General features: G+C 57.7%; 10 protein-coding genes. 7 read left to right on the top strand and 3 right to left on the bottom strand.

The annotated features are described in order from the left end of the window. Positions 1-10: 10 nt before the first annotated feature. From ACFPB1_RS10290 to ACFPB1_RS10280, 3 genes are read right to left on the bottom strand one after another with little or no spacing between them, the layout of a single operon-like run. Positions 11-1114 carry a GerAB/ArcD/ProY family transporter gene (locus ACFPB1_RS10290; protein WP_379224726.1) on the bottom strand — a complete coding sequence of 368 codons (1104 nt, stop codon included), beginning with the start codon at positions 1112-1114 and terminating at the stop codon, positions 11-13. A gap of 20 nt (positions 1115-1134) precedes the next feature. Further along, positions 1135-2319 carry a Ger(x)C family spore germination protein gene (locus ACFPB1_RS10285; protein ID WP_379224724.1) on the bottom strand — a complete coding sequence of 395 codons (1185 nt, stop codon included), beginning with the start codon at positions 2317-2319 and terminating at the stop codon, positions 1135-1137. Between the two features lie 15 nt (positions 2320-2334). Further along, entirely contained in the window at positions 2335-3834 is a 1500-nt protein-coding gene (locus ACFPB1_RS10280; protein WP_379224722.1) for a spore germination protein, read from the bottom strand. A 185-nt stretch (positions 3835-4019) separates the two neighbouring features. On the opposite strand from ACFPB1_RS10280, the gene cls reads away from it, so the two are divergent. The 7 genes from cls to ACFPB1_RS10245 all read left to right on the top strand — a co-directional run bounded on the left by cls (position 4020) and on the right by ACFPB1_RS10245 (position 13888). Further along, entirely contained in the window at positions 4020-5474 is a 1455-nt protein-coding gene (gene cls / locus ACFPB1_RS10275) for a cardiolipin synthase (protein ID WP_379224720.1), read from the top strand. 46 nt (positions 5475-5520) lie between these two features. After that, positions 5521-6189, top strand: a complete 669-nt coding sequence (locus tag ACFPB1_RS10270) for a GTP pyrophosphokinase (RefSeq protein ID WP_379224718.1) — start codon at positions 5521-5523, stop codon at positions 6187-6189. Between the two features lie 263 nt (positions 6190-6452). Further along, a complete protein-coding gene (locus ACFPB1_RS10265; RefSeq protein ID WP_379224716.1) occupies positions 6453-8219 on the top strand; it encodes a sensor histidine kinase in 1767 nt (588 codons plus the stop codon). Next, positions 8212-9810: a response regulator gene (locus ACFPB1_RS10260; RefSeq protein ID WP_379224714.1), complete on the top strand. Its 1599-nt coding sequence runs from the start codon at positions 8212-8214 to the stop codon at positions 9808-9810. The genes ACFPB1_RS10265 and ACFPB1_RS10260 overlap by 8 nt, the downstream gene beginning before the upstream one ends. Positions 9811-9924: 114 nt before the next feature. After that, the gene (locus ACFPB1_RS10255; RefSeq protein ID WP_379224712.1) at positions 9925-10881 is read left to right on the top strand and encodes an ABC transporter permease; all 957 of its coding nucleotides are present in this window, start codon (positions 9925-9927) and stop codon (positions 10879-10881) included. A 13-nt stretch (positions 10882-10894) separates the two neighbouring features. After that, positions 10895-11800 (top strand): carbohydrate ABC transporter permease, encoded by a 906-nt coding sequence (locus ACFPB1_RS10250; RefSeq protein ID WP_379224710.1) that lies wholly within the window; start codon positions 10895-10897, stop codon positions 11798-11800. A gap of 324 nt (positions 11801-12124) precedes the next feature. Further along, complete coding sequence (locus tag ACFPB1_RS10245) at positions 12125-13888, top strand: ABC transporter substrate-binding protein (RefSeq protein WP_379224708.1); 1764 nt, start codon at positions 12125-12127, stop codon at positions 13886-13888. Positions 13889-13986 lie beyond the last annotated feature (98 nt).

The following is a 13986-nucleotide window of genomic DNA, read 5'->3' as shown; positions in this document are numbered from 1 at the left end:
CAGCCGCGAGTCAGCTCGCGGCTTTTGCGGCTTTTTTTCTAATCCATGCGATTAGCAGCAACAGGACGGGAACGGCGATTTGCAGCGGAAGATGCAACACATAGGGTACGACCTTCAGCCCTTCGTGGATATGGTGAATATACGTAGGCGCAATGACAAGCGAGCCGATCAACACCAATATCCCGGTCGGATAAATCATTTTTCTTCTTTCCCGGATGTTGAACAATTGAGCAGCCCCGATCAGGGCGCAGTAGAAATAGACCGCGATTTTCACGAATCCGAGAATGACCATGCATATGATCACCACGATATCAAGCCGCTGTAGAAAATGCGAGATGTCGATGTAGCTTCCCGCGGTAAGGAACGGGAAGGCCGAGCGTTCGATGACAGTGGCGCCCAAGACGGCGATGTTCGTTAGCGTAAACACCGTCAAAATCAGTCCGCTCGAACCGATCGCGGCCATGCCGACCTTCTTCGCCCGTTCCTGCTTGTTCAGGAAGGGCAGCAGCATCGTGAACGCGATCATTTCTCCGAACGGAAACGTCAACGTACTCGGAAATACGCTTTTGAAAACGGGGGCCCACCCATGCTCCAATACCGGGAGAAAATGATGCAATTTCAGTATGTCGCTTGCGATTTCAAGAATCACCAACGAAAGCAGCATGAACGCGATGACGAAAAAGCAAATCTCCGCGATGCGGAAAAAAACCTCCGCGCCCTGATGGGCCGCATACATGACGCAAATCATCATGATGATGCCGATGGTCAGGAGCGTGCTAGACCGATAGGCGGTAATCACGAGGAGCTCCTCGAAATCGCGCAGGACGCGGGATGCGACGTAAATGAAATAAACGACATATGCGAGCCCGATCAGCCAGCCTAGAAACGTACCCAGAATGCTTTGGAGATATTGGATCAGCGTCTTGGACGGGTATAGGCCGCTCAGCTTCGCGTACACCCAATACAGAATGCAGCCCAAACCCGCTGCCAAGATGACCGACATCCAGGCATCCTGATGGGCGTCGGCGGCCAGTCCGACCAGAATGGCGCTTCCAAGCTCGAATAAAAACATGACGCTAAACAGCTGAAACCCGTTTATGTTTTCCTGGCGCATCTTGCTATCAGGCTCCTTGATCAATAAGGATACGGCTTGATTCTCATGCCCACCCCTTCGATGTCGATTCTCGCGTGAACGGTTATCTTCGCCTTCGAAAATAACTCATCCCATTGACCTTTGTGGTCGTTCCATTTCCGAAGATGCGAATAGTGCAGGATTTCTCCGAAGCCGAACACGTCGCTCTTCATCTTTTGCGCGAACCTAATGCCTTCCTTGATCTCCTTCTCCATCTCCAGTGCTGCCTCATCTTCATATTTCCGGAGCACATTGCGCTGGCTTATGTCCGTGTTGCACAGCATTTCGGCGATGAATCCGTAACCCTGGACCTGTACGGTAATCTCGGTTTGATTATTTGTCACATCGACATGGGTATGACTGCGCAGCCGGTCGATGATAACCGCGTTATAGTGCTTCTCGTCGCACGGGATCCGCAAGTAGGTTCTTTTTATTTTGTTGGCTATGATTTGGAGCGACTTTGTCTTATGCCCTTCCATCCACCCGACGAGCATTCCCTTGCGAAAGAGCCCTATTCCGTTGAGTGCGGCGTAGCTCTTCTCCATGCTTTCCAAGTTCTTCTTCGTAATGCCGGTCTTTTTATTGCCGATGACGGTAATTCCGCTTATGGCTGGTTCCGACCCCAGGTTCGTCAAATCTTCGATGACGTCGTAGATTTTGGTGTTGGCGTGGTCCCCCAGAATTTGCGAAGAGTTCTCCAATTTACCTTCCAGCGACCGAACGGGGATTTTATCGATCGTGACAAGAGTATCCAGGAGGGTTTTCACATCCGTATTTCGGGCTACCAAGATTGGAATATTCACGCGCACGTTGGCATCCCGCTCGAAGATGTCGAATATGAAGTTTAAACTCTCCTTCCTCGCCAGCGTCTCGCCGAGCACGATGACTTGAATGTGCGAATAAATGTTTCTCCGCGAAAAAACATTTGCGTGGTTAATCGCCGCTTCGGCCAGCGTCTTGCCGGTCGTTTTAATGTCGATGACAGGCGTAGTTCCGGACCCCGTGCTTTTGGCGGCATTCTCGATCGGATTCACCACCTGGTACGTAACCTCGTACATGTCTTTATTGGGCAAATAATCGATTCCCAAACCGAGGACAATGGAAAGCTCGTTTAATTCTTTGTAATTCGAGCACCCCGCGAGAGCGAGCAATACCATGATGATCATGCAGCCTAACGTCGTTTTCACTTACGCTCCCCCGCTTTATTCGTTTGTTCGTTTCGAGACGTCTGGCCCTGACAAGCTTTGGATCGGGAAGCGCAGCAGCACGTCCTTCTGCTCGCGAAGCCTGAACGGAGCCATGGGAGCGAGGTAGGGAACTCCGAATGACCGAAGGCCGCACATGTGCATGCCCGCGATAAGCGTCGCGATCAAGAGCCCGTACAACCCGCAATAGGAAGCAACGAAGAGCAGCAGGAAACGAAGCAAGCGTGCCGTTATGCCGATGTTGTAGTTGGGAAGCGCGAAGCTGGCGATCGCGGTGATCGACACGATGATTACGATCGCGGCGGATACGAGACCTGCCTCCACGGCCGCTTGACCCAAGATAAGCGCGCCTACGATCGAGAGGGCCGGGCCTACGGCTCTCGGCATGCGGATGCCGGCTTCCCTTAGCACTTCAAAGGTGACTTCCATGAGAAGTGCCTCGACGATTACCGGAAACGGAATGGCTTCCCGTTGCGCGGCAATGCTGATCAGTAGAACGGTAGGCACGAGAGCCTGGTGAAACGTAATCATGGCGACATATAAAGAAGGCGCGTACAGCGAGAGCAGGAACGCCACCAAACGCAAAAACCTCAGCATGCTGCCGATATAGGGATTCTGATAATAATCCTCCGGGGACTGAAAAAATTGCGTAAACGTTACGGGCACGATGAGAACGAAAGGCGTGCCGCTGATAAAAATGGCGACGCGCCCTTCAAGCAAATTTCCGGCCACGATATCCGGACGCTCCGTATTCAGCACGGTCGGAAAGGGCGATTGTTGTTTGTCTTGGATGAAGCTTTCGATGTAGCCCGATTCGAGTATGCCGTCGATTTGGATGTTTTGCAGACGCCGCCTGACTTCTGTGACGATGCCTTCGTCCGCGATGTCTTTCAGGTACATGATTTCGACGGCCGTCTGCGTCACGTCCCCGATCTTCGTCTGTTCAAGCCGCAGTTTCGGACTTTGAATACGCGCCCTCACCAAGGATGTATTGGTCCTGAGGTTCTCCGTAAAACAATCTTTGGGGCCGCGTATGACCGTTTGCGTGGTCGGTTCGGAGATGGTGCGCGATTCGATTTGTTTGGTATCCAATAGGAGAGCGCTCGAGCCGCCATCGATCGCAATCACGGTTCTTCCGGATACAAGCGCGGAAAGAATAGCCGGCAGCGTATTCGTTTCCTGTATATTCGCAATGGAGATGGCTTGTTTCACGCGATCTTTGATCGCTTCGGGAACCGGCCCGGATTGGGATGAAGTAAGAGGATCTAAAATAGATTCGTTAATGGTTTGGGATTTCGACATCCCGTCGATATAGAGCAACGCCAGCGCGCCCGGACGACCGGCATGATCGATGAAGCGAACGATCAGATCGGAGCTGTTGTCCAGCGCCTCTCGGATATTGGCGACATTATGAAGAAGGTCGGTATCGATCGGCGCTTCGGCAGGCATGGATTGACTTGGGCTGTGGCCGGAAGTTGCATCGTTATGATTCGACATCTCGATCTATCCCACCAATCGTTCTCTTCCGTTTATATCCCGGATATCATTTGCGAAATAACGGCAAATTATGCAAATTCGAGAAGCGCTTGCCATTCTCCCCGCCCGATTTTCCTCCGGCCCCCCGGATGGGGTATACTGGACAAGCGAACTACCGCAACGCCGAGCCGAGAGGAACCGACGTCATGACCCATTTTTTCTTATCGAACTTCGTAACCATCATAACCGTCATCAACATTCCGCTAGCGATCGCGGTCATGTTCATGGAACGCCGGAACGTCGGAGTCACCTGGGCGTGGCTGATGGTGCTGCTGTTTTTGCCGGCGGTCGGGTTCGTCGTGTACCTGGTTTTCGGGCAGAATCTCAGCAAGAAGAAGCTGTACAAGCTGAACAAGCGGACGAGGGAAACGATGAACGCCCTCATCGAGCAGCAGCGGCGGGAGTTTCGCGACCATCGGATTGTGTTTAATGATGATGCGGCGGAGCGTTACATGGATCTGATCTGCATGAATTTGACGAGCGGGTTCGCGCTGTACACGCAGAACAACCACGTCGATATTTACACGAACGGCCCCGACAAGTTCGACGCGCTGTTCGCGGATATCGAGCGGGCGACCCACCATATTCACCTGATGTACTATATCGTCCATAACGACGGGCTCGGCAGACGGCTCGTCGACGCGCTGACCGAGAAAGCGAAGCAGGGCGTCAAGGTGCGCTTCCTCGTGGACGATATCGGCAGCTCGCTGCTCAAGCGGGAGTTCTTCGGCGAATTGGTCAAGGCCGGCGGGGAAGTGGCGTACTTCTTCCCGTCCAAGATTCCGTACTTGAACATCCGCGTGAATTACCGCAACCACCGGAAGCTCGTCATCATCGACGGCCAGATCGGCTACATCGGCGGCTTCAACGTCGGCGACGAGTATATGGGCCTTAATAAGCGGTTCGGCTTCTGGCGCGATACGCATCTGCGCATTACCGGCTATGCCGTTCTCCAGATGCAGGCCCATTACATGATGGACTGGAATCTGGCCAGCCACACGACGTTCAGCCGGGAGGTGCTGGGCCTGTTCCCGCCGGCGGCGAACACCGGGACGACGGGCATTCAGATCGTCTCCAGCGGGCCGGACCAGACGCTCGAGCAGATCAAGAACGCCTATATTAAGATGATTCATTCCGCCAAGCACTCGATTTACATGCAGACGCCGTATTTCATCCCCGACGAAAGCTTGCTGAACGCGCTCAAGCTGGCTGTGCTGTCGGGCATCGACGTGCGGATCATGCTGCCGAGCAGACCGGATCATAAGATGGTCTATTGGGCAACCTTCTCGTATTTGGGCGAGCTGCTCGAGGAAGGCATGAAGTGCTACCTGTACGAGAAAGGGTTTCTTCACGCGAAGGCGCTCGTCGTCGACGGCACCATCGCCTCGGTCGGCACGGCGAACGTGGACATCCGGAGCTTCAAGCTGAATTTCGAGATCAACGCCATCCTGTACGACACGAAGACGGCCATGGCGTTGAAGCGGATTTTCGAGGAAGACATGCGGTATTGCACGGAGCTGACCTACGAGCAGTACCAGCGGCGCTCGCGGCTGGAGCGGTTCCGGGAATCATGCGTGCGGCTGCTGTCTCCGATCTTGTGACGAATCGCATATTCCGTACGATTACGCAGCAGGAGTGAAATGAACGATGATGGATAAACAAATGGTCATGGAATGGGCGAAAATGCTCATGAGCTATAAATTCGCGCTGGACGAGGTCAGCACCAAGCTGACGATCCTGAACGAAGAACTGCAATTCATTCAAAACTACAACCCGATCGAGCACGTCAAGACGCGGATCAAATCGCCCGAGGGCATCGTCGAGAAGCTGCAGCGCAAAGGGCTCGAGGTATCGAAGGAGAACGCCGCGAAGCATATTCGCGACATCGCCGGCGTCCGCGTCATCTGCTCCTTCACGACGGACGTTTACCGCGTGTACGACATGATCCGCAGCCAAGGCGACGTCGAGGTCGTCGAAGTGAAGGATTACATCAAGCATCCGAAGCCGAACGGCTACCAGAGCCTGCACCTGATCATCCGGATTCCGATCTTCCTGTCGGACCGGACCGAGCTCGTGAACGTGGAAATTCAGCTGCGGACGATCGCGATGGATTTCTGGGCCAGCCTCGAGCATAAGATCTATTATCAGTTCCACGACGACATGCCGGCGACGATCCGCGAGCAGCTGAAGGCGACGGCGGACATGATCGGCATGCTCGACCGCCGCATGCTGCTGCTGAAGGACGAGGTGCAGAAGTTCAGCGACGGCGAGGAGACGGTCAAACTGCAGCTGCCGATGCTGCCAGGCACCACCTGAAGACGCGGCCGGACTGGGAAAAGTACAGTTTTTCACTGAAAATCACTAATTATGATATGAAAAAAGGGAAAAATTTTACTCTAGCGATGGAATGGTCATTTGTTTACAATGACAATGACCATTTTCTTTTGCTAGCTTATGTAAACGCTTTCAATATATGAGGCTCGCAACAAGAACCGGGGTCCATGAACGGATAGATTTGAGTTTCGCCACTAGAAAGGGGTATTCGCCTGATCCACTTCATGATCCGCGCCATCAACGATATGAAGCTTCGCACGAAGCTGGTGCTCTCGTTTATATTCGTGGCGTTCGTGCCCGTCCTGATCGTCGGCGCCTTCCTGACGGGCGAGCTGCAGAACATGGCGCTCGACAACGCGCTCGAGCAGACGGCGAATAACGTCGAACGGGTCAAGAAGCGCACCGGCGAGGTGATCAACGTGTCGTACGACATCTCGTACCGCATGTCCAACGACAGCCGCCTGGAGACGCTGGCCAACCGGCACTACGAGTCCGTCTACGAGGTCGTCAAGGCGTACAAGGAATACCCGGACATCAAGGATTACATCCGGCTCTACAAGGACATCTCCAACATTCGCCTGTACGTGAACAACCGGACGCTGCTGAACAACTGGGAATTTCTGCAGCCGACGCAGGCGACCGTCGCATCCGACTGGTACCAGCGGGCGCTGACGAGCAGCGGCCTGGCCGCCTGGTACTACATGAAGGATGAGCGGGACAACCGCTATTACCTCAGTCTCGTGCGCAAAATCGACTTCCTGACGGAGCACACGAGCGGCGTCCTCGTCATCAACGTCAGTTCGGATAAGCTGAGCGGAATTCTGAGCCAGGAGCCGTTCGAGACGATGATCGTGGACGGGAATAACCGGATCGTCGCGGCGAACCGGCCGGGCCGCATCGGCAGCACGCTCGCGAGCATCAGCTACGACCCGAAGGTGATCGCGGCGAAGAGCGGGAGCTTCAAGGCGCTGGTCGACGGCAAGTCGTCGCAGATCCAGATCGAGCCGCTCGTGCCGGAATCGAGCCTGAACGACTTGCGGATCATCTCGGTCTTCTCCTTCGACGACATCATGAAGGAGCCGAACCGGATCATCAAGCTGGCCCTGACCGTCATTCTCGTCAGTCTGGCGGTGGCGATCATGCTCGTCTACGGCTTCTCCGCCATGCTCTCCAAACGGATGATGCGGCTCAGCAAACATATCGCGAAGGTCGGCACCGGCAATCTGGACGTCGCACTCGAGATCGACGGCAAGGACGAGATCGGGCAGCTGTCGCGCCAGTTCAACGGCATGGTCGCCAGCATCAACGGCCTGATCGTCGAGCTGCAGGATTCCAACCGGCAGAAAGTCGAGCTGCAGTCGCGGCAAAACGAAATCAAGTTCAAGATGATGGCGAGCCAGATCAACCCGCATTTCCTGTTCAACGCGCTCGAATCGATCCGCATGAAGGCGCATCTGAAGGGCGAACGCGACATCTCGAACGTCGTCCGGCTGCTCGGCAAAATGATGCGCAAAAACCTCGAGGCCGGCAGCCGCACCGTCCTGCTGCGCCATGAGATCGATCTCGTGCGCTGCTACCTCGACATCCAGAAATTCCGCTACGAGGACCGGATGCGGTACGAGCTGCGGATCGATCCCGGCGTCCAGGACGTGCCGATCCTGCCGCTGATCATCCAGCCGCTCGTCGAGAACGCGGTCATTCACGGCCTGGAGAACCGCGAGGCGGGAGGCAGCGTGCGCATCACCGCGGCTCCGAGCGACGGCCGCGCGAATAGAATCGACATCGAAGTCGCGGACGATGGAGCGGGCATGCCCCGGGAGAAGCTGGAGGCGCTGAACCGGTCGCTCGACGAGACCGAGGAGCGCGAAGGCCACCGGATCGGGCTCCGCAACGTGCATATGCGCCTGAAGCTCATGTACGGCCAGGATTGCGGGCTGCGGATCCAGAGCGAGGCGGGCGTGGGAACAAGCGTACACTTTTCGATACCGATGGAGGCGAACAACGATGTATAACGTGCTGATTACCGACGACGAACCGACGATCCGCGAAGGACTGCGTACGTTAATCGACTGGGAGGCGTTCGGGTACCGGGTCGCGGACACGGCCGCGAACGGCGGCGACGCCATGCGCAAAATCGAGCGGCATCAACCCGACCTGCTCATCGTGGACATTCGCATGCCGGGCATGAGCGGGCTCGAGCTCGTGGAGGCCGTCCGGAAAACGGGCAGCGGCGTGCGCGTGCTCATTCTGAGCGGGTACGCCGACTTCGATTACGCCAAGAAGGCCATCGGGCTGAACATCGACGGCTACCTGCTGAAGCCGGTCGACGAGGATGAGCTCGCGGAGCATCTGGTCCGACTGCGCGGCGTGCTGGACCGGAGCCGGAAGGAGCGGGAGGAAAGCGGAGCGCGGCGGGCGTGGAGCCGCCAGAAGCTGCTGCACGCCTTGCTCGCGCAGGGCAAGGCGCGGCAGGAGCGCTTGCCGGAGCCCGAGGAGCTGGAGGCGCTCGGCCTGCGCTGGGAGCGCTACAGCGTCGCGGCGGTCAGGCTGCGCGGGATGGAGCCGAACCCTGAGCGGTTCGCCGCGATTCGCGAGCGCTTCCTGCAGGCCTACGACGCCAAGGACAAAGGCGTCGCCGTGACGATGGAGGCGGCGATCGTCCTGCTGCTGCCGGCCGATCTCGGCTCGGAAGCGGCGCGGCGGCGCGTTTACGCCGACATCGCCGGGCTGGTGGCGGAGCCGTGCGCGCAGATCGCGGCGGCGGCCGGCTCGCCGGTCGCGTCGCTCGCGGACGTGCGCCGATCGTACGCGGAAGCGGCGGCGCTGCTCGACCGCTCGTTCTTCTACGCGAGCGGCGAGCTGATCGCGGCTTCGACGGCGCCGCTGCATCCAGCGGAAGCCGGAGGCGCCGAGGCGGCCGCCGGCGGGATGGACGGTGGCACCGCGGACGGCGGCGAGGCGGATATCGCGGACGGCCTGCCCGCGCTCGCGGACAAGCTGTTTTTCGCCATCGACGTCGGGAACGCCGGCGCGGTCGCGCAGCTCGTCGAAGGGCTGGGGCGCCGCCTCATCGCCGGCGGCCGCTCGGAGGAAGCGATCAAGACGGCGTTCGCGGACCTCGTCGCGGCCGCGGCCGGCAAGCTGTCCCACGGCGGCGACGACCGGAAGCTCGACAACGCGCGGCTGTCCGCGTGCATGAAGGCGATCTACCGCCACGTCCGCTACGACGAGCTGGAGCGCGACTTGACCGAGACGCTGCCGAAGCTGGCGACGGGCGGCGCATCCTGCAGCGGTGACAAGCAGATCAAGCGGATGATCGATTTGATCCACCGTAGCTACGACGAGAACCTGAAGCTGGAGACGCTGGCGGAGGTGTTCAATTACAACAGCGCTTACCTCGGCAAGCTGTTCAAGAGCGAGACCGGCGAGTACTTCAACACGTACCTCGACAAGGTGCGGATCGGGAAGGCCAAGGAGCTGCTGGACCAAGGGCTGAAAATCTACCAGGTGGCGGAGAAGGTCGGCTACGCGAACGTCGACTATTTCCACGGCAAATTCCGCAAATACGTCGGCGTCTCGCCGTCCGCCTACCGGAAAAAATAGCGCATGGCTCGTTCGGATGATGCAATTTTCGCATGATTTTACCCTCAATTGTAGTGGTATTGGAAGCGCTTCATTTCCGCTATCATGAAGGCATACGCAAGGAGGTATCGCCTTATGAAAGCCGTTACAATGTCGAAGCCGCAAGCGGCGGCGCGGCCGAAATCCCGGTTCTGGCACAAGTTCTTCCAGCAGAAATATTTGTACCTGATGTCGGTCCCGTTCGTGCTCTGGGTATTCGTGTTCAACTACTTGCCGTTATGGGGCTGGACGATGGCATTCCAGAAGTTCAAGCCGAAGAGCTCGTTCCTGGACCAGAAATGGGTCGGGCTGCAGTACTTCCGGGAGCTGTTCCACGACGATCAATTCTTCCAGGCGCTGCGCAATACGCTCGCGATGAGCATCATGGGGCTGATCGCCGGCTTCATCATTCCGATCGTGTTCGCGATTCTGCTGAACGAGGTGCGGGTCGGCTTCCTGAAGCGGTTCGTACAGACGGTCTCGTACTTGCCGCACTTCGTGTCCTGGGTCGTCGCGGCGGGCATCGTCACGAAGATGCTGTCGACGGACAACGGCGCGGTCAACGAGCTGCTCGTCGGGCTGCACCTGATCAGCGAGCCGATCCAGTTCTCGGGCAAAGGCAATTTGTTCTGGGGCATCGTCACGGCGTCCGACGTCTGGAAAGAAACCGGCTGGAACACGATCATCTACCTGGCGGCGATCGCCGGCATCGGACCAGAGCTGTACGAGGCGGCGCGCGTCGACGGCGCCAGCCGGCTGCAGCAGGCGTGGCACATCACGCTGCCGGGCATCCGTTCCACGATCATCGTCCTGATCATCATCTCGATCGGCCACCTTATCAGCATCGGCTTCGAGAAGCAGTTCCTGCTCGGCAATAACCTGGTCCGCGACTATTCGCAGACGCTCGACTTGTACGCGCTCAACTACGGGCTCGGCACCGGCAGGTATTCATTCGGTACGGCGATCAACATTTTCAACTCCGTCGTCAGCGTCATCCTGCTCTTCGCGGCCAACGGCATCTTCAAGAAAATCACGAAGGAAAGCATCATTTAAGGGAGGGTAGGGCATGAAAGCAGGCATCTTCTCACGCGGCACGCCCTGGTCCGACCGCGTCTTTGATCTCGTCGTCTACATCGTCATCACACTGGTGACCATCGTCACGCTGTATCCGTTCCTGAACGTGCTCGCGATCTCGCTGAACGACTCCACGGACAGCGTGCGCGGCGGCATCACGATCTACCCGCGGGAATTCACGTTCAAGAACTACGAAACGATATTCGCGTTCTCCGGCCTCATCACGGGCCTCAAAATCTCGACGCTGCGCACGGTCATCGGCACGGTGCTCGGCCTGATCAGCGCCTCGATGCTGGCGTTCACGCTCAGCCGGGCCGACTTCCAGGGACGGCGCTTCGTCTCGACGTTCCTCGCGCTCACGATGTACGTCTCGGGCGGCTTGATTCCGACCTACATCCTGATTAAGGATCTGCACTTGATGGGCACGTTCGCGGTCTACATCCTGCCCGGACTCGTAAGCGCGTTCAATGTGTTCGTCATCCGCTCCTTCATCGACGGCATTCCTTACGCGCTGCAGGAATCCGCGAAGCTCGACGGCGCCAACGACTTCACGATCTACTGGCGGGTCATCCTGCCGCTGACGAAGCCGGCGCTGGCCACGATCGCGCTCTTCCTAGCGGTCGGGCAGTGGAACGCTTGGTTCGACACGTACCTGTACAACGGGTCGAAGGATCATCTGACGACGCTGCAATATGAGCTGATGAAGGTCATCCAGAGCACCACGACGAACGCCGACAGCTTCCGCGGCCGCAACATGACGGAGGTTATGGCGCAGATCTCGCCGGAGTCGGTGAAGATGGCGATCACGATCATCGTGACGGTGCCGATCCTCGTGGTGTATCCGTTCCTGCAGCGGTATTTCGTGAAGGGCATGACGCTGGGCGCCGTTAAGAGCTGAGCGTCGGCCCGGAATGTAAAAAGCGACCTGCGGTCGAAGCGGGTATCCGCTCGCTGTTGTAGCCGAATTTCCTGAATTGGCGAATTCAGGAACGGTGGAAATCCGGCTACAAAGGCGACCACTGACGTTGCTCCTACTCCGCTTCGACCTTCGGTCTCTTTTTACCGGGCCTTACGGCCAGGCAGGGCTTCGAGTATGGAAGCCCTGCGGCGCGGCAAGCTCGCGAATCACGGAAACATGAGGCACCACACCGCACCGGTATCGACAGGGTTCCTGTTTATACAATACAAATAACCGATATTCAAAATTGGGAGGGTTTGCAAGATGCAGCGAGGGATTTCGAAGAAGGCCACGACGGTGCTTTCCGTCGTGCTGCTGAGCGGCATGCTGGCGGCATGCGGCGGCAATAACGGCGGCAACAACACCGCGGACAACAGCGGTGCCGCGGCGAACGGCAATGCGAACGCGAGCACGAATGCAAATACGAACGGCGGCAAGGACGCGGCCGAAGATTTGTCGCCGATTACATTCTCTTACTTCAGCGAAGACCCGAACCCGAACTGGAACAACATGCAGGATGACGTGTCCAAGGAAATCACGAAGCGCACCGGCGTAACGCTGGATGCCGAATTCGCGGTCGGCGATCCGACGCAGAAAGTGGCGCTCATCGCGACGAGCGGCGAATATCCGGACCTGATCGCGGCGAAGGGCGATATCGGCAAGCTGGTGGATGCCGGCGCCGTGCTCGATCTGACGGAACTGATCGACAAATACGCGCCGAATATCAAGAAGGTGCTCGGCGATTACATGGTGCGCGCGAAGTATACGAACGACGACCAAGCGATCTACGCCATCCCGACCTGGGCGGCGGCGGACGAGCAGCGCTTCGTGGCCGGCGGCGGCTTCGAGCTGCAGCACCGCGTCGTGAAGGAAGCCGGCTATCCGGAGATCCGCACAGTGCAGGATTATGAGAAGGTCATCTCGGACTATCTGAAGAAGCACCCGACCGACGAGAACGGCAACAAGAACATCGGCCTTTCCCTGAACGCCGACGACTGGCATATGTACATTTCCGTGACGAACCCGGCGTTCCTGACGACCGGCGGCTCGGATGACGGCGAATACTTCATCGATCAAGAGACGAACGAAGTGACGTACCACTTCCGCCGTCCGGAAGAGAAGGAATATTTCCGCTGGCTGAACCACATGAACGACATCGGCCTCCTGGACAAAGAAAGCTTCGTGCAGAAGTACGACCAGTACAAGGCGAAGGTCGCGACGGGCCGCGTGCTTGGCCTCATCGACCAAGACTGGGATTATAACGACGCGCAGCAGGCGCTGAAGACGGCCGGCAAGTTCGACCAGACGTACGGCCACTACCCAGTCACGCTGACGAAGGATTACAAGGATACGTCGTTCTGGCCGACGGGCTTCATGGGCGGCTACGGCATCGCGATCTCCAGCACGTGTAAAGATCCGGTCCGCGCGATCAAGTTCCTGGACTTCCTCGCGTCCGACGAAGGCCAAGTCCTCAACAACTGGGGCATCGAAGGCAAGCACTACGTCATGGAGAACGGCAAGCGCGTCGTGCCGAAGGAAGTGCAGGACCGCATCAACAACGACAACACGGCGTTCACGAAGGAGTCCGGCATCGGCTTCTACTGGAACATCATGGCGCACTACGGCGACGGCGCGAAGGATCCGAGCGGCAACTACTACACGAAGAACTTCCCCGAGCAGCTCGTGAACGGCTACAGCGACGTGGAGAAGGAAACGCTGGCGGCATATAAGGCGACGACGTGGAAGGACCTCTTCCCGAAAGAAGACGAGTTCAAGGTCAAGGCGTACGGCGCGGCGTGGAACATCTCCATCCCGGGCGAGGACGAAGTGACGATTCTGGGCCTGAAGATGCGCGATATTACGTGGAAGCGGATTCCGGAAGCGATTCTCGCGAAGCCGGCCGACTTCGACAAGGTGTGGGACGCGTACATGGAAGAGCTCAAGAAAGCCGGCGTCGAGAAGATGGAAGACGGCTACGAGAAGTACGTGAAGGACCGCGTGGAATTGTGGAGCGCGGCCGCGAAATAAAGCAAGCGAAAGCCCGGACAGCCGTCCGGGCTTTTGGCTTGCAAGGTGGGAGCGCATGGACCACGAACACGCCGAATTGAGGCAGCGGGAATGCGGCT

Source organism: Paenibacillus sp. GCM10023250 (genome assembly GCF_042653205.1).
Classification (GTDB): Bacteria; Bacillota; Bacilli; order Paenibacillales; family Paenibacillaceae; genus Paenibacillus_Z.
The sequence above is the reverse complement of the archived record's forward strand: the minus strand, read 5'-3'. Positions and strand labels throughout refer to the sequence as shown.

Coding starts and splice junctions, on each gene's coding strand:
- ACFPB1_RS10290 (WP_379224726.1), bottom strand. CDS start 1,114: ATGCGCCAGGAAAACATAAACGGGTTTCAGCTGTTTAGCGTCATGTTT.
- ACFPB1_RS10280 (WP_379224722.1), bottom strand. CDS start 3,834: ATGTCGAATCATAACGATGCAACTTCCGGCCACAGCCCAAGTCAATCC.
- cls (WP_379224720.1), top strand. CDS start 4,020: ATGACCCATTTTTTCTTATCGAACTTCGTAACCATCATAACCGTCATC.
- ACFPB1_RS10270 (WP_379224718.1), top strand. CDS start 5,521: ATGATGGATAAACAAATGGTCATGGAATGGGCGAAAATGCTCATGAGC.
- ACFPB1_RS10265 (WP_379224716.1), top strand. CDS start 6,453: ATGAAGCTTCGCACGAAGCTGGTGCTCTCGTTTATATTCGTGGCGTTC.
- ACFPB1_RS10260 (WP_379224714.1), top strand. CDS start 8,212: ATGTATAACGTGCTGATTACCGACGACGAACCGACGATCCGCGAAGGA.
- ACFPB1_RS10255 (WP_379224712.1), top strand. CDS start 9,925: ATGAAAGCCGTTACAATGTCGAAGCCGCAAGCGGCGGCGCGGCCGAAA.
- ACFPB1_RS10250 (WP_379224710.1), top strand. CDS start 10,895: ATGAAAGCAGGCATCTTCTCACGCGGCACGCCCTGGTCCGACCGCGTC.
- ACFPB1_RS10245 (WP_379224708.1), top strand. CDS start 12,125: ATGCAGCGAGGGATTTCGAAGAAGGCCACGACGGTGCTTTCCGTCGTG.